13 protein-coding genes and 1 tRNA gene are annotated in these 17,223 nt (G+C 51.6%); 7 read left to right on the top strand and 7 right to left on the bottom strand.

Annotated elements, in window-relative coordinates; translation table 11 throughout:
• Positions 1 to 63: 63 nt before the first annotated feature.
• Positions 64 to 3,153 carry a cadherin-like domain-containing protein gene (locus AB8880_11330; GenBank protein ID XDZ65497.1) on the top strand — a complete coding sequence of 1,030 codons (3,090 nt, stop codon included), beginning with the start codon at positions 64 to 66 and terminating at the stop codon, positions 3,151 to 3,153.
• Positions 3,154 to 3,335: 182 nt separating this feature from the next.
• Here AB8880_11330 and AB8880_11325 read toward each other — a convergent pair whose 3' ends face one another.
• On the bottom strand, positions 3,336 to 4,514 hold the full coding sequence (locus AB8880_11325) for a tyrosine-type recombinase/integrase (protein XDZ65496.1): 1,179 nt from the start codon (positions 4,512 to 4,514) through the stop codon (positions 3,336 to 3,338).
• Positions 4,511 to 5,656, bottom strand: coding sequence for a tyrosine-type recombinase/integrase (locus tag AB8880_11320; protein XDZ65495.1), 1,146 nt, complete (start codon positions 5,654 to 5,656; stop codon positions 4,511 to 4,513). Before AB8880_11320 ends, AB8880_11325 begins: the two co-directional genes overlap by 4 nt.
• Positions 5,657 to 5,760: 104 nt before the next feature.
• Between AB8880_11320 and AB8880_11315 the strand changes: the two genes are divergently transcribed.
• Positions 5,761 to 5,834: transfer RNA gene (locus tag AB8880_11315), tRNA-Gly, on the top strand.
• 183 nt (positions 5,835 to 6,017) lie between these two features.
• Here AB8880_11315 and AB8880_11310 read toward each other — a convergent pair.
• Positions 6,018 to 8,066, bottom strand: a complete 2,049-nt coding sequence (locus AB8880_11310) for an FAD-dependent oxidoreductase (protein ID XDZ65494.1) — start codon at positions 8,064 to 8,066, stop codon at positions 6,018 to 6,020.
• Positions 8,067 to 8,322: 256 nt separating this feature from the next.
• Between AB8880_11310 and AB8880_11305 the strand changes: the two genes are divergently transcribed.
• From AB8880_11305 to AB8880_11290, 4 genes are all read left to right on the top strand, one after another.
• A complete protein-coding gene (locus AB8880_11305) occupies positions 8,323 to 8,565 on the top strand; it encodes a hypothetical protein (protein XDZ65493.1) in 243 nt (80 codons plus the stop codon).
• Positions 8,566 to 8,649: 84 nt separating this feature from the next.
• Positions 8,650 to 9,639: a TRAP transporter substrate-binding protein gene (locus tag AB8880_11300; protein XDZ65492.1), complete on the top strand. Its 990-nt coding sequence runs from the start codon at positions 8,650 to 8,652 to the stop codon at positions 9,637 to 9,639.
• A gap of 14 nt (positions 9,640 to 9,653) precedes the next feature.
• Positions 9,654 to 10,196 carry a TRAP transporter small permease gene (locus AB8880_11295; protein ID XDZ65491.1) on the top strand — a complete coding sequence of 181 codons (543 nt, stop codon included), beginning with the start codon at positions 9,654 to 9,656 and terminating at the stop codon, positions 10,194 to 10,196.
• Complete coding sequence (locus tag AB8880_11290; GenBank protein ID XDZ65490.1) at positions 10,196 to 11,482, top strand: TRAP transporter large permease; 1,287 nt, start codon at positions 10,196 to 10,198, stop codon at positions 11,480 to 11,482. Before AB8880_11295 ends, AB8880_11290 begins: the two co-directional genes overlap by 1 nt.
• A 9-nt stretch (positions 11,483 to 11,491) precedes the next feature.
• On the opposite strand, the gene AB8880_11285 is transcribed toward AB8880_11290, so the two are convergent.
• Both AB8880_11285 and AB8880_11280 read right to left on the bottom strand, forming a co-directional pair.
• Positions 11,492 to 12,163 (bottom strand): RraA family protein, encoded by a 672-nt coding sequence (locus tag AB8880_11285; GenBank protein ID XDZ65489.1) that lies wholly within the window; start codon positions 12,161 to 12,163, stop codon positions 11,492 to 11,494.
• Between the two features lie 9 nt (positions 12,164 to 12,172).
• On the bottom strand, positions 12,173 to 12,991 hold the full coding sequence (locus AB8880_11280; protein XDZ65488.1) for a carbon-nitrogen hydrolase family protein: 819 nt from the start codon (positions 12,989 to 12,991) through the stop codon (positions 12,173 to 12,175).
• Between the two features lie 325 nt (positions 12,992 to 13,316).
• On the opposite strand from AB8880_11280, the gene AB8880_11275 reads away from it, so the two are divergent.
• Complete coding sequence (locus tag AB8880_11275; protein XDZ65487.1) at positions 13,317 to 14,960, top strand: GMC family oxidoreductase; 1,644 nt, start codon at positions 13,317 to 13,319, stop codon at positions 14,958 to 14,960.
• Here the strand turns inward: AB8880_11275 and AB8880_11270 are convergent.
• Complete coding sequence (locus AB8880_11270) at positions 14,957 to 16,414, bottom strand: sensor histidine kinase (GenBank protein XDZ65486.1); 1,458 nt, start codon at positions 16,412 to 16,414, stop codon at positions 14,957 to 14,959. The two genes, AB8880_11275 and AB8880_11270, sit on opposite strands and share 4 nt — an antisense overlap.
• Positions 16,411 to 17,148: a response regulator transcription factor gene (locus AB8880_11265; protein ID XDZ65485.1), complete on the bottom strand. Its 738-nt coding sequence runs from the start codon at positions 17,146 to 17,148 to the stop codon at positions 16,411 to 16,413. The genes AB8880_11270 and AB8880_11265 overlap by 4 nt, the downstream gene beginning before the upstream one ends.
• Between the last annotated feature and the right edge of the window lie 75 nt (positions 17,149 to 17,223).

The raw sequence follows: 17,223 nt of genomic DNA, 5'->3' as shown, positions 1-17,223 counted from the left end.
GCAGTGCTTGTGCGGAGACTTGATTTGCGCCAGCGCGCATGCACCACGTTTGGGGAGGAAACCATGGCTATCACGGTCACCAATGGTGAATTTGTTACCGACGAAGTTACCGGTATCACATCGATCAAGTTCAAATTGCCGGAAAATCTCGGAGATGGAACGATTGTCTCCGAGTTTGGGACGGACAGTGCTTCCGAAACCGTCAAGAGGGTGATCGAATTTGGCCAGAGCACGTCGGTCTTCAGAATGAAAAATGACAATGGGGTATGGAAGCTGGTGTTTCACGGGGATGCGCAGGATTTCGAATCTAAGCCCGATGACTACAGCCTGACCTTTGTGATCGAAAAATCGGAGACTTTTGCTGACTCGACGGTTAAGTCCACCCATCATACTTTTTCCGGGACAATCTCGATCAGCGATGTGGATGAGAAGCCGACGGAAATTTTGCTGACCAATGACGCAGGTGATCCGGTGGAAAGTGCGTCGGTGAATGAAAGCACCAGGGATAACCCCGGTAAGGCTGTGAAACTGGCGAATATCACGATTAAGGATGACGGGCTTGGAACGGGCAAACCGAAGCTGAAGGACAACAATGATATTTTTGAGATAAAGGGCGATGAGGAAAACGGCTGGGAGTTATGGCTGAAGGCAGGTAAAGCCCCAAGTTTCGAAGACTTGAAGGACCCGAATAATCCGGTGAAGGTTACCATCTTCGTTGCTGAGGCAAGCGGGGAAGGACCAGATCCTGAGCCGGTGATCTTCAAGCTCAATGTTCTTGATGTGCAAGAGCCTGTTCATTTTGTAGACGATGATGATAGCCCGGTAACGGAATACAAGTTCAGTGTGGATGAAGATATCAGCGATACCGACGTGATCGGCACGATCAAGGCAGTGGATCCGGATGGCAAGGCATTACTTTATTACAGCATCAGTGGTGACCTTTCCGATAGTTTTGATATAGATGCTGTGACCGGAGCTATCACCCTCATACCCAATGGAAGTCTGGATTTTGAAAACATGGCCAGCCACACCATGACCATTGAAATGACGGTAATAGAGCCGAATAATCCCGAAATAAACGAGCATCCCGTCGTTCCTGTGACCATTCAGGTGAATAATGTGCTGGAAGAGGGCGAGAAGCATATTGAAATTGTCCAGATGGACGCGGCCAAGGCAGGCAAGTCCATCGGCAAGGTGAAATTCGGCGCCAAGGACGCGGTTTACACCGTTTATGATAACGTCGGGGGAGATGGCGGTGCTTCAGATCTTTTCATAGTCAATAACGATGGCCAGCTGGTGTTGAAATCCGGTGCGACTTTGCCGACGCATGTGTCAGAGGATGAAAAGCTCACCTATACGGTAGCGGTGAAAACCGGCACCGGCGGTGAGGCTCTGGCAGAAAAATACAGCATCAGGGTCAACCATATTATTTCTGAAAAAGAAGCTCCGGCAAAAACTTTCAAAGGTGAGGCTGAGGAGATACAGCACACCATTCTTGCGCCGGATGAATTTGACGGTGATGAGTTGACTTTTGTTGTAAAACAGGGGGGTGTGAAAACCGCCAATGGCAGCTATACCGTCAGAGCGAGCACTACCCTCAACTATAGCCCAAATGACGACTTTACCGGCATCGATGAATTCGAAGTCGATGTTTCCGATGGCTATGGCGGTTTCGCCAAGGCCAAGATCAAAGTCACCGTCGATTCCATCATTGGCATCACCGGCACCTTCACGGCGAGTGAAGACAACCCGTTTTTTGATCCGGCGGGGCAGATCATCATGGCTGATACGGACCGAACCGGCTATTCACTTTCGGTCAACGACACCTCCATCACCACGGACGCGACCAGCATCACGGCAAGCTACGGCACCCTGAAGGTGAATAAGGATGGCACCTGGACATACGATCTGGACAACAGCAACGCGGTGGTGGAAGCGCTGGACGGGGATGACGACGATACCGATGGGGCCAAGGGCACGCTCACCGAAACCATCACCGTTACCATGGCTCGTGCTGATGACGAGACCACCTCTGATATCAACGAAGCCGAGACCCTGACGGAAAGCTTCACCATCACGATCAATGGCCGGACGGATGTCTATCTGACAGCAGATCAGAGCAGTTATTCTGTATCCAACACTTATGAAGATTACACCATCCATGCTTCCAAAACATCATCTCTTACCTATCAGAACTTCTATTCTCTGCATGGTTCGGATGTGCTGGAAGGCAATGACCTTCCAAACCAGATCTATGCCCGCCGGGCTTTTGATATACTCAACGGCTATGGCGGGGATGACCGCCTTGGCAGTACCGGCGGCAGTGATATCATTAATGGAGGTGAAGGTAGCGATACATCCCTCTATCTAAATAGATTTATCAGTGATGTGAATGTTGATCTGGCTGATCCGGTGAAGTGGAAATATAACCGCGCTACCGGGGAATGGGAAAGCGGCAGTGGTGAAGGATACACCTATATCCGCGCCACTTACCGGCATGAATACGATGATGATGGTGATGGTGTATATGATGATTTTCGCATTGAACACGATTACATGACAAGCATTGAAAACCTGGAAGCATCTGCAAATGGCTCTGTTAGGGGTGTTGTGTCCAATAATGTTTTTTCAGGTGATGCCAAGAAGAATATCTTGTCCGTCTCAAGCAGTAACTCAGTTATGGATGGGCGCGACGGCAATGATGAAATATATGGTGGTTATAAGGTTGATAAGCTGATTGGCGGCAAGGGTGCGGATTTACTTTGCGGCGGTGGTGATAACGATATCTTTGTGCTGTATCAGGGGGCACATGCTACCGGTGAGACTAATCGGGATGCTGTCATTGATTTCAGTTCCGGGATAGTTTCTGGGCACGCTTATTACAATGGCACGACGAGAGGCGGCAATGACAAAATCCGTGTTGATACGGCCCTTGGGACCGAAACAACGCTGGCAAGCTTGAAAGCAGCGTTGAATATCCGCTGGACCAATACCAGCAACTTTGATACCGGGACAACGTATAACGACAAAACCCTCAACGACACGGTGATCTATGCAACGCACGGCACTGCCAGTACGGCAGATGATATCGTTATCATGGTGCTGGAAGATTACACTGCTGAGTTGACCATGACCAATTTCGAGGTGGTGTAGGCCACAAGGCCCGGGTGACATGGCTGCGTTGCATGCTTGTGATGGTAAAAAGAGACAACCTAGGAGCGAAAAACGCATCCGCCCACCAGGCAGAAACATAATAGCGGCGAGCGTATGCAACTGGTCGCCAATCAGTTGATATTCATGGAGGCTTAGGGAGTATCCCGGAATTGGTCACGGGATCACCCTTCCTGTCTTGCGAGGAGGATTGCCCCCTCCTGCGGCAGTTCATTCAACTGCCTGTCGATCTGTGCCCCTATCCGCTCGGCGGCGGCTTCGATATCGGCATTGCCCAGATGGGTGTAGCGCATGGTCATGGCGAGGCTCGAATGCTCCAGCAGTTTTGAGATCACGGGCAGGGCAATTCCCTGCCGCATCGCCTGTGATGCAAATGTGTGGCGCAGATCATGAAGCCGCACATCCACCAGGCCAATCCGTTGCCGCAAACTGCGCCAGAACATGTCGATACTCCCCATGCCCCGATTGACATCATGGGGGTGGGGGAAGACAAAGTCGCTTACCTCACCTTGCCCCATCTTCCGCCTTCGCTGACGTTCCAGTACCGCCATGGTTTCATCACCCAGCCAGATGGTGCGCGGTCCGGTCTTGCTGTCGCTGAGGGTGAGGATGCTGCCGTGAACCTCATCCCAGCGGAGGTTCAGGATCTCGCCTTTCCGGCATCCGGTGAAGAGCAACATCCGCACCAAATCCGCCTGTACCTGTTCCTTCGGGCGTACCCGATCAAGCGCGTTCAGGAGCCGCGACCGTTCATCATCACTCAGAAACCGTGTCATCTTCCGTTTCGGATTTGGAGTGATGCCCCGGGCGGGGTTGCGCGCCAATACTCCCGTCCGCACCGCGTGGTTGAGGATTGCCTTCAGCACATCCATCACCCGATTGGCACTTCCCGGATAGCGGCGGCTGTAGCGGTCAAACCAGTTCAGGATATGCGGCCTGGTGATGGCATCAAGCCGCATATCCCCGAAGGCAGGGATGAGGTGTCTCAGCAGGGCCTGACGATGCCTTGCCTTCGTCCCCGGCTTGTGGTGCGGCTCGCATGTCGCCCACCAGACCTGCCAGGCAAAATCCTTGAACAGCGGCACAGGTTCGATTATCCCGGGCGTGATCCGGGCATTGAGATCAGCGGCGGCAGCACGGGCATCGTCAAGAGACATCCTGCGTACATCGCCAAGGGTTGTTCTGACCAGTCGGCCACCCTGCATTGCCATATGGACATAACGCATCGCACCACTGGTCCTGATCCTGATGCCGAAATGCGGAACAGTCCTGTCCCAGATAACCTGATCACGGGTATTCGGGCGCAAGCGTTTGATCCGCGCTGGTGTCAGGTTGATTTTCATTCCGCCGCTTCTGTTGCCAGCATGGATGTGGTGATCCGCTCTACCGCCTGATGCATCATCGCATCATCGAGATGGGCGTAGCGCAGGGTCGAGGCAGGCTGATGATGGCCAAGCAGGCGGCCAATCGTACCAAGGCTTTCCCCCTTGCGGATGGCGATGCTGGCGTAGTTGTGGCGCAGGTCATGGAGCCTGAGATCATCGAGCCCGGCCTCCGCCCGCAGGTTTTTCCAGAAGGAATTGATGCAGGATAGAGGCCCGCCACCCCGCGCCGGAAAAACATATCCCGAGCGCTTCGTCTTCACCCCCTCAAGCACCAATCGTGCCGGGGCGGAAAGAAATACCATTTTCGGGCCGGTCTTGCTGTCCGCCAGATAGAAATGCCCGCCGCGATAGTCACGCCAGCGCAGCTTCATGATCTCATTCTTCCGGCATCCGGTGAGGATGATCAGCGTGATGATGGCCACCTTGCGGGGGAACCGCTCCTGCCTTCGCGCCAGTGCCTGGCCGAGGCGCGCCATTTCACCTGTGGTGAGAACGCGTTCCCGCGTCTGCCTTCTATAACGGCGAAGGCCGATGGTCGGATTACTGTCTTCGGCCCTGAGCCCCATTTCTTCGGCTTCCCTGAGGATCGCCGAGAGCACCGGCACGGACCTGTTCGCTCCTTCGGGAATATCGCTCAGCCCGGCAAACCATGTTTCAACATCATTGCGGCTGATGGCGGCAACAGGCATGTCGCCAAAGAACGGCAGGAGCTGGTTTTTGAGATAATCCCGGTTGACCCGCAAGGTGGATGGTTTCCACAATCGTGCCCTGCGGCTGAAGACCATTTCCGCCAGCGTGTCAAATCGCACGTCTTCATCGGCACTGGGTGAGGTCTGGGCCAGTGTCAGCGCCGCGATTCTGCGGCGGGCGATGGCACGGGCATCCTTGAGGCTCATCCGGTCGGCATCGCCGATAGTCTCCCGGAAGGTAACGCCGCCACGCATCACTTCAAGGGCAAAGCTCCGCCGCGCCGGCCTAGCCGGGCTCTTTGCCATGACCCTCAGATGAAAGCCTTTCAATTTCGCATCACGAATGATATAAGATGTTGAACGTGGATGAGCTCGCGCCACCAGCGATGGTGTGAGGGAACAGATTGTCATTTTCATCTCCTCTTTCGGGGCAGGATTCGTGATCCAATCCCTGTTAAATGAAAGGTTTTGATGAAAAATATCTGTTTCTTATCAGCGTCTTAGCAGCCACTGCTGCGGGTATGATGTAATGGTAGCCTGTCAGCTTCCCAAGCTGAACGCACGGGTTCGATTCCCGTTACCCGCTCCAGTTTCCAAGCATCAAGGTCCAAGGACCGAGTGCCAAGTGACTGTTTCCATAAGATAAACGTTCGGGAACAGGAGTCTGGGTTCAAGAACCAAAATCCTTGGACCAAGGACCTGGGATTGAGGACCTCGTGACGTGCTCCTCGGCCTTCAGTTCGGGGTGATGACTGGTCAGGTTGGTCATAAATCAGATCGATTGGCAAAGACGGCGCGCATCCAATATCGCGGCGTGAATATTTCGGCTGGCGACAGCATCGCCAACACGAAACAGGCTGAACCCGTCTTCATTTTGCGTGGGCAAATTTTGCCCTTCTCCTGCGATCAGGGCGGAAATATCAGTAATACCTTCATTATGCGAATACGCAACAAGATCATGATAAAGCGCGTCATTGGGCAGCGTGCCATGTTCAATCACAACATGATCAGCTTTGATGCGGTAAGGATGATCACCATAATCAGACCTGAAGTCAGCCTCAATGCCGTTGCCGTCAGGCATTAGCGATTTCAGCCTTAAATCAGGTGTGACCACGACCTGATGATCATGAAAGGCCTTGATATACATCGGGTAATTTGAAGATCCCATTTCATGAACGGCATGACGGTCAGGGGTCACTAGTTGCACTTTGTAGCCGCGTTTACTTAGTTCAACGACCGTGGACGCCGCTTGATGCTGTCCATGATCATCATAGACCAGAACAGTTTCTTCACCAGAAGGTGCGATAAGGGCGGCACCCGATAAAACATCCCATGTAGAAGAGGAAAGCTCACCCCCTTGAATATGATCATGATCAGGCAGGCCACCCGTCGCTACTATAACAAGATCAGGCTGAAGTGCTGTGATACTGCTGACATCCGCAAAATGTTCCCAGACCACATCAACGTTAAGTCTTTTGATCTCATCTTCCAGCCAGTTCACAATGCCAATCAAATCCTTTCGCAACGGACTTTTTGCAGCCAGCCGAACTTGTCCGCCTAATTGGGATGATGCTTCTATTAACGTCACGTCATGACCGCGCATTGCTGAAACGCGCGCCGCTTCCATGCCAGCTGGACCACCACCTATAACAACAACCTTTTTAAGATCACCCTTTGTTGGTGGTGTGATATGCGGAATATGCTGCTCTCGTGTGGTAGCAACATTGTGGATACACAACATCTCCCCTTCATTATAAATCCGGTCAATACAATATCCGGCACCAACGCAGGGTCTGATTTCATCTTCACGCCCGTCAAGTAATTTATTGACGATATGCGGATCAGCAATATGCGCTCGGGTCATGCCGACAAGGTCCATCATCCCTTCCTGAACAGCATATCGCGCGGTTGCGAGATCAGAGATACGCGCGGCGTGTATCGTTGGTGTGTTGAGTTGCGATTTGAAAAGACCTGCCAGCTGCACAAACGGAGCCAGCCCGACAAACATAGCCGGTACCGGATAACTGGCCAGCATATAATCCGTATCAGACCGCCCCACATTTAAGTTGAAATAATCAATAGTTCCGTCGGTTTCGATCACTTGCAATGCTTTTAACGCTTCATCCTGCTGAAGCCCCTCTGCAAGCTTGCTGTCCATCTCAACTCTTGCGCCAATGACAATATCATTGCCAATCGCCTTTTTTACCGCGTCATAAAGTTCTCTGATGAAACGCAGACGGTTTTCAAAACTTCCACCATATTCATCATCCCGAAGGTTGGTATCAGGAGAAAGAAACTGCCCGGGCAAATGGCCGTTTTGTAAAATCTCAACACCGTCAAAACCGCTATCACGAAGGCGCCGAGCGGCGGCAACATAATCTTGGATAACCCGTTTAATATCGGCATGATCCATAATCTTGGGAAAGCCGCGATGGGCCGGTTCACGAACACGAGATGGGGCAATCACCGGCAACCAGTCCCCATCATTCCATGTTGTTCGACGTCCAAGATGTGAAATCTGACAGACAATGCGGCAATTTTCTTTATGGATACGTTCCGCAAATTCCGTGAAATATGGAATGATGCGATCAGATGAAACGTCAAGTTGACCAAAGACAGAGGGTGAGTCCGGGCTGACGCAAGATGACCCGCCAATCATGGTCATCGCAATACCGCCTTTTGCCTTTTCCAAGTGATAGCGTTGATAGCGTTCCTTCGGCATACCGTTTTCGGCAAGGGCCGGTGCATGAGGCGTGCTTACTATTCGGTTTTTAAGCGATAGCGATCCTATTTGAAATGGTGTCAATAACGGATCGGACATGGCCCCCTTTTAACCGCCATCATAATATCTTCAAAAGTTTAGCGTAATATGTCATGCCATCATGTCAATATGACATTGATATGACGCTCCTCAACCAACACATCCTATGGCTTTCAGTTCGCGAACTATCCAATATACAAAGCAGCACAAGTAACCCATCTTTTCCTCATTAAATTTAATTGAAAAGCCATGATGCGAGGATTTAGGCGTTTGGTTTTGATCACTTTGTAAAATAAAGATGTAAAAGGTTCGTCCGGTGCCTGATGAAATTCAAACGGCCAATCACAAGCAGATCCCATTCCTACGGATTATCAAACCATTGTCACTTGAGATCAACAAGACAGACCCTGAGTTCATAAAGGGTGCCTCTGCTGGTGATCTCTTCAACACTGTCACGGGTCAGACATGGGACGGTGAAGAGGGTGTGACTGTCATCTGGATTTCCTGGCCTGAAAACTTTATCAGAAGTAATCCCAGGATGCTTTCCTGCCTGAATTAAGTTTAAAAAAATGTCATAGAGTTGACAAAAATCCGTATTCGAAACAGAATTTTCTAAAATGTGCTGAAAAGCAGGGAGGTTACAATGAAAGGATTTACTCGCACAATTCTAGGAATATTGGGAGCAATTTTTCTTCTTGGCGGTACCGCCTATGCCGAAACCTGGAGAATGGCTTCGAAAATGCCGGCGGACAGCCCGGAAGGAAAAGTGTTTCAGTATTTTGCCGACAAGGTGAAAGAACACAGCGGCGGCAACCTAGAAGTTATTGTCTATCCTAATGAACAGCTTGGCAAAACGGATGCCGTCCTAGAACAACTTAAATTGGGAACGGTTCATCTTTATGCCGAGGGCTCAACATACATGAAAAAATGGGTGCCGGAAATAAACTGGACATCGGCGGCCTTCATGTTTGACGATCGCGATCACTGGATCCGGTTCATGGAAACCGACCTTGTCAAGGGCTGGTATCAAAAAGCCAGCGACGAAGCTGGTATAATGCTTCTTGGTGACGCCACCTCCATTTTGCGGGGTCCGTATCGCGTGATGGTTGCCAACAAGGACGTAAAAACCTTTGATGATATCAATCTTCTGAAACTCAGGATGCATCCAAGCAAACTGGCTGTTAACACATGGACGCATCTAGGTGCCGATGTGAAAACTCTTGCCTGGACCGATGTTTATCAGTCAATCCAGAAAGGGATCGTGGAATCCGTGAACAGCCCGATTGCTCTTGTTGAAAGTATGCGCTTTCACGAAGTTGCACCTCATATTATTCGCCATGATGAATATTATCAGTCGATCGGGTTCATGATGAATCGCAAGAAGTTTGACGAGCTTTCCGCTGACTTGCAGAAGGCACTGGAAAAAGCCTATTTTGATGCCGGCAAATATTCCGAGCAGGTCATGGGGGCTTCTGCTGATGAATCGATTGCCCGGATGAAGGCCAAGGGGGTTACCTTTATTGACATCGACCGGGCTCCATTCGTTGCCAGGATGAATTCATTCTACAGCGACATGGCCAGCAAAGGTGAGTTGCCGGAAGGCTTTCTCGAGGCTGTTGCTTCGTCACGCTAAGGCAACGCATATACATGACCACACCTATGTGGCTAAATATCAAAACCCTGGTACAGAAAGTCGACGAAATACTCGGCTTTCTGTCTGATCTATTTCATTCAATTGCTATCTTTTGCCTTATGGCCATGCTGTTGGGCACGGCCTTCACCATAATTGCAAGGCCACTGGAAATTTCATTTTACTGGATATGGCCTTGGACGATTCAATTTTTTGTCTGGATGTGTTTTTTTGGCTTCTACCCAGTCTATCGCAGGCGAGCTGATATCTCCATCAGCTTTATAATAGAAAAGTTTTCAGAACCGATTGGCCATTTGAGCAAAATCTTCATCGAGATTGCTATCATCCTTGTAATGCTGCTGATCATTGTCCAGCTCCCGATTATCTTTGAAAGCCAGGTAGGGCCTATTGATGGTGTGATAACCCCCTGGGGGGAGCTTGAAAGATACACTCTTTCAATCCCGATGAGCTTGTCCTGCGGCCTGATACTGATCAATTCCTTGCTGGAAGTTATCAAACTGCTCATTCACGGCGGCAATTCCCCCATAGAGGTGCCGTGATGATTGCACTTGTTCTTTTTGCTGGGTTTATCGGGCTTATCCTTATCGGGATACCTGTTTCGATATCGATAGGTGCAGCTGTTTTTGCAACCTTCATTACATCAGAATTCAGCGACGCCACCTATATCATTCCGCAACAACTGCTTGAAGGCGTCCGCAAACCTTCGCTGACGGCCGTTCCGTTTTTCATCATGGCAGGGAATCTGATGAATGCTGTTGGAATGACGGACCGGATTTTCAATTTTGCCAACGCTCTGGTTGGTCATTTCAAAGCTGGCCTTGCACAGGTGAATGTACTGGCTTCAATGGTGTTTGCGGGGGTTTCAGGGGCAGCGGTGGCAGATTGCGCCGGGCTAGGCACCATTGAAATCAAAGCGATGCGCGAACGCGGATACAATCCCGAATTTGCCGCAGCGCTGACGGTATGCTCAGCCGTGATCGGGCCGATTATTCCACCTTCGATTGGTCTTGTGATCTATGCCTTTCTTGCCCAGCAATCTGTTGAGCGGATGTTTCTGGCAGGTCTCGTGCCTGGTTTGCTTGTTGGGATGTCATTAATGGTCTTCAATCGTATTCTGGCGGCAAGACAGCATTTTCCGACGCAGGAAAAGGCCAGCCGTCAGACGGTGATCAAAACGAGCATAGACGGTGTTCTTGCCCTTGGAGCTCCGGGGATCATCCTTGGCGCCATATTATTTGGCTTTGTGACGGCTACAGAAGCCGGTGTGCTGGCCTGTCTCTATACCCTCTTGCTGGGTTTCATCTACAGATCAATCACCTGGAAATCTATTTACGTGGCTCTCAGCGATACCATGATGATGACAACAATCATCATGATCATCATTGGTTTTTCAACGGCAATGGGTTGGCTGCTCGCGATTGATCAGGTGCCCCAGCATTTTGGAAATTTCCTGTTTGACTTTACCGACGACAAAAATGTCTTCCTTGCCCTTATGCTGGTATTTATCCTGATGATTGGCTGTGTTGTTGAGGGTGTCCCGGCTAAGCTCATGCTTGTGCCAATGCTGCTGCCCATTATCGATCAGTACGGGATCGACAGGGTTCATTTTGGCATCATTATCCAGCTTGGTCTGCTGATAGGGATTGCAACACCGCCGATGGGGATCGGGCTTTATATTGTCAGCGAGGTGGGAAAGGTGCCGTTCGAACGGCTTTCAATAGCGGTAATTCCGTTTCTTGTTCCGCTGATTGTTGTCCTGCTGATGCTGACATACATTCCAGAATTGACGTTATGGCTGCCTGATCTGGTGTTGGGACCTGAATAGTGACTGGTTTTAAATGCCCGCGATAACTTTTTCTGAAGCCCCTGTCAGATCACCCAGCCTGGCACCATCTTCAATGATTTTCCGGTGAGACTCTGGCTCTTGTTTCTGCTTGCCGAGTGCCCAGTCAATATATTCGGGTGCTTCGTCCGGCGGCATGAACAGCACACCGCTATCATCGGCAACCACAATCCAGCCTGGCAAGACCGCAGCCCCGCCGCAACTGACAGGAACATTGAGAGCACCACCTATATCATAGAGTCTGGTCGTGACAGGTGACAGACCGCGGCTCCAGACTGGAAGATCAAAATGCAGAATTTCCTGGCGATCAGTTGCTGGACCATCAATGATCACGGCAGAACAACCCGATGCTTTGATGGCGCAGGCAACGCCGCCGCCCAGACAGGCATGTTTATGATCTCCCAGTCTGTCAATGACAAGGATATCACCCTTTCTCAACATCCCTGCAACATGATGCAGCAAGGTTGAATCCTGCCCCGGCAGTGCCAGTGTCACCGCTGTTCCAATAACTGTCCTGGCTGGCATCATCGGCGCAATCGACGGGTCAGCAAAGCCTAACTGGCGGATATGACCGATGGTTGCTGTTTCAACATTGGCCGCTCTTTCCAAAAGCGCCGGGTCAGCAGCTTGCGGCATGGGATTGATCTGATATTTGTCCATCATGAAAATCCGTTATTTGCCCAGAACGCGGTGATTGGCAACGGGAACATCACTCCTGATTCTTGCCAGATAATCAGTATCCATGGTTGCGCTGGCCCAGCCTGTCCCATACGAAGTTCGGGAAACCACCAATCCCCAAGGATCAACGATCATCGAATGACCCCATGTTTCACGGCTTCCCCCTGTCCCGTCAGGATAGACACCCCATTGAGCTGGAGCCATGGCGTAGCACTGGGTTTCGATTGCCCTTGCCCGGATCAGTGTTTCCCAGTGGTCCTTGCCGGTCTGCAGGGTAAAGGCAGCCGGGATCATGATGAGATCTGCCCCTGCGGCTGCCAATTTCAGGTAAAGTTCGGCAAACCGCAAATCGTAACAGATACTGCATCCGATGGTGATATTTTCAGCCTGATAGGTTACAACCTCATTGCCTGGAACAACGGTATCAGATTCTTTGTAATCCTTTCCATCTGGGGTGGTGATGTCAAATAGATGTATTTTCCTGTAAGTAGCAATGATCTCGCCATCGCGATCAAAAGCAACGGTCGTGTTATAGACCTTGTCCCCTGCTTTTTCATAGAAACTGCCACCGTGAATGAATACCCGGTGTTTTTTTGCTAATGCTGAAAGACATTCGGTTGTCCGCCCGTTGGGAATATCTTCGGCTGAATCTTTCCTGTCCTGGACGGTGCCACCATAAAATGCCATCATTTCAGGAAAGGCAATCAGATCAGGATTATCAGCCTTGATAGCTGCTTCTGCCAATTTGGTGGCAGCTTTCAGATTATCCTCTTTATTATTGATGCTGTTTAACTGAATTGCGGTGATCTTCATGCCATCACTCCCCGAGCGTTTGGTTTATTCATCATGAACTTAGAATATACCATAAAAAAGTAGAATTACATGTTCAAGAATTGTGATCCATGGAAACAGTCTTGAAATGCTGCTTTGTGATCCACGCCTTCCGACATAGCCTACATGATCGCCCCAGATCTGTTGAATACCCATCGGATATCATGGACGCCATTGGCGGCTGGATGACCGCAAGGCATAGGCCAACGCTATGGCAAAGGATATGACTTAAGCTTCCGCCAGAGCAACATGGATGAGCACGTTAATTCTATGGCTGTTCAAGCGCTGCCTCTGCTAAGATCTTCCGATGGAAAAGCTGCATTATGATTTCATCATCATCGGCGCCGGATCAGCAGGATGTGTCCTGGCCAATGAGCTGAGCGCTGACACTTCCTGCAAGGTGCTTCTTCTTGAGGCCGGGCCCATGGATCGCAGCCTCTTTATTCACATGCCGGCAGGTGTCTACCGCGTGTTCCGGGACCCGGCATTTAACTGGAATTATTATACGGCTGATGAAAAAGGGCTTTGCGGCCGATCCATAAGTACGCCCCGGGGGCGAGTTGTCGGCGGGTCGTCATCGATCAACTCGATGGTCTATATGCGCGGCCATCGCCTGGATTACGATGGATGGGCCAACGAATTTGATCTTCCGGAATGGGGCTTCAGCAATTGCCTGCCGTATTTTATTGCCGGCGAGAAATACGAGAATAGAGGCAATGAATGGCGCGGCAGAAACGGCCGGCTGGGCGTGAAGCAGGCCAATTACCCGGATCCGCTATATGATGCGTTTCTGGAAGCGGGAACGCAATCCGGGCAAGGGCGTTCCGATGATCTCAACGGCCCTAATCCCGAAGGTCTGGCAAGGCTTGATACAACGGTCATGAACGGCAGGAGATGCAGTGCCGCCACCGCCCATCTTAAACCGGTGCTGGGGCGAAAAAATCTCACTCTCCTGACATCTGCCGAGACCCATAAGATCCTTATCGAAGGCAACAGGGCACAAGGGGTGGCCTTTACCCATCATGGGGAAGACGTCCTCGCTTTTGCTGACCGGGAAGTCCTGCTTTGCGGCGGCGCGATCAATTCACCCAAACTGCTGATGCAATCGGGGATCGGTCCGGCAAGACATCTGGCCGAATGTGATATCACGCCTCGAAAACATCTGTTGGGTGTGGGGCAGAACCTGCAGGATCACGCCAAGATCAGGCTTCAATTTGCCTCAAGAAAACGCCTTCCCTTTCATACGATCAATAACCCCGTCAATAAATTAAAGGCCGGTATCAGCTGGATGCTGACCGGTGGCGGCATGGCCAGTTCAAACATATGGGAAGCTGGCGGCCTGATCCGAAGCAATGATAGCGTCACCCACCCGAACCTGCAGTATCACTTCGGCCCGCTCGGCTTCACCATTACGAATGGCAGGATAAAAGTGGAGCAGGCGTTTTCGCTGAATGTCGATCAGATGCGCCCCAAAAGTACCGGCGAGATCAGGCTCAATCCCTCCGATATCAAGGCCAGTCCCATTATCACCTTCCGGTATATGCAGGATCCTGATGACCTGAAGGAAATGGTGGAAGCGGTAAACATGGCACGTGATCTTGTGTCGCAAAGCGCTTTTGATGAATTCCGGGGAGCTGAGATGAAACCCGGTGATCAATTCCAATCCCGAAAAGACATCGAGGATATGCTGCGGGCGAATATCGAAACCGCCTATCACCCGAGCTGCACCTGCCGCATGGGGTATGATGATGCCGCGGTCATCGATGGCCAGTTCAGGGTTCATGGCATTGAAGGGCTGCGGGTAATTGATGCCTCTTCCATGCCCAGGATTGTCAGCGCCAACCTGAATGCGCCGGTGCAGATGATGGCGGCAAGAGCGGCGGATTTTATCTTCAAGCGCGAGCAGCTCGCCCCTTTGGATTATCAATATTCTTCCCTGCAGGATTCCTAGCGCGGCAGGATCAGCGTCGCCCTGTTACCAAATTCCCATCTGGAAAACTCAAGCCGTCCTCCATGCTGCTCCGCTATGGTGGTGGTGATGGCAAGACCAATGCCACTCCCTTTGATCTGGCCTGTATTGCTTCCCCGCTGAAAAGGCATGGTCAGCTGCTGGAGGTCTTCAGGCTCAATACCGACGCCGAAATCATCGATATGGATTTGCGCTTGCACGGAACTGGCATTAACGGATACCACCGCCTTGCGCCCATATTTGAGGGCATTGTCAATCAGGTTCGACAACGCCCGCTGCAGCGCCAGAGGCTGTGCGGTGATAACGATTTGAGGCGGCATCTGGCGTCGCTGGCCGGGCTTGAGGCCATCACCGCTGAAGAGAAGAGTGCGTCCCGTCACTTCTGGCCTGCCTGCCTCCGCCAACGTAACCTGTTGCCTTGCGTCCTGAAAATCCGCAACCACGGCTTCCACCAAAGACAGAAGCGAGACCTTTCTTGGCGGCTCCTCATTGATCTCGGATTGCGTGTAACTCAGGACCGACGTGATCATCCCGGTCATCTGATCGATATCGCTGTTGATTTTCCGGCGCAGGGATTTGTCCTTTATTGCCTCTGCCCGAAGGCGCAGCCGCGTTGCCGGCGTGCCAAGGTCATGGCTGACCCCGGAAAGGAACATTGCCCGTTTCGACAAGGACCGCCGCTGATCTTCCAGATAGTTATTGATGGCATCAATCATGACGCCAAGTTCTTCCGGCCCTTCCCGTTTATAGCGTGCAGGTCCGCGCAGCAGCCCCTGATTGGCCAGCATCTGGGCGAAGGACTGGAAAGCCGCGCTGGTGCTGAAAACAAGTGTCGACAGGATCATCAGGGCAATCACTACCAGTAAAATTGCCGGCAGGCGCAAGTCAAGAGGCGCGGCGTCACATCCCCAGATCGTGTTGCCGTCGATCCTGTACCAGTCACCTTTTTCAAATCTGGCGAAGATGATCGGCTCGGCGCAGTAACTTGCCAGCAACCGCGTGAGTTCAGCCAGTCCCCCGCCTCTTGGCTGGTTTTCACCTCCCCTCAATTTGGCGACCGGATATTGCAGCTCCCGGGCCACCACCGCGATATCAATCCGGTTGACCCGTCCATCGCCATCGCCGGAATAGGCATTTAGTGACAACCTGGTGATGAAATCCGAAGGCGCAACATCAGGCAGTTTCGTGAACAGCCCCGCATCGGCGAGTTTCGCCTCCTGCCCTGAAAGCCGATGCAGGAGCAACCCGTCCCCTACCGGCGCGTTGTTGTCGATGGTAGTATTGAGACTCAACCCTGCAATATAGGCTTGATTGAGATGCCGCTCCCAGGCGGCGATGGATTGCATCCACATGGCCATAGCCAGCATGCCCGTGGCCATGGCGGAGAGAATCCACCACATGGATCGAGCTTTGAGGCTGGAGAAAATCGCCATCATGTGTCCAGCCGATCAACATCAGTCGCAAAAACATATCCGACACCCCGTTCGGTCTTCAGAAATTCAGGTGCTTTCGGGTTGCGCTCGATCTTGCTTCGCAATCGCCCCACCAGAACATCCAGGGCACGGCCACTCGTATCAACATAAGCACTGGTATCTTGAGTCACATCCATGGCGGCGATGATCTCTTCACGCGTCAGGGCAATATGGGGGTTGGCGAGAAAGACTTTAAGCAATCTCGTTTCCTGCTTGGATAGCGCCACCTGCACCCCATTGGGGGAATAGACTTCATCGCTTCTGCCGGAATACCGCCAGCCGCCGAATTGATATTCGGCCGTATCACGTCGGTAATTCAGCGATGCGGACCGACGACCGCGACGCAGGACAGCTTTTACCCGCGCCAGGAGCAACTCAAGATTGAATGGTTTGGCGATATAGTCATCGGCGCCGACTTCATATCCTGCCACACGCTGCCGGTCAGATGACAGCGTCGAGACAAAGATGATGGGCACGTCTTGTTCCTCGCGCAATTCCCTGCACAGGGTGATGCCGTCTTCTTCCCCCAACATGACATCCAGCAAAATGAGATCGATGCGCGACGTCTCGATATGGCGGCGTATCTCCGCCCCGTTCGTGGCGGTAAGCACCATGAAACCTTCATGCGCCAGATAGGCGGCAAGCATGTCGCAAAGTTCAACGTCATCATCAACGACAAGTATCTTAGGGATCGCCATCGTATTCCCCATGGATATGTTCACTTCAACCTATCTTCATTAGCACGTCGCAAGCCCAGGTAACAAATTGTAATA

It is taken from the genome of Alphaproteobacteria bacterium LSUCC0684, assembly GCA_041228335.1.
Classification (GTDB): domain Bacteria; phylum Pseudomonadota; class Alphaproteobacteria; order Puniceispirillales; family UBA1172.
Note: the sequence above shows the minus strand (reverse complement) of the source record. Positions and strands in the feature narration are given on the sequence as shown.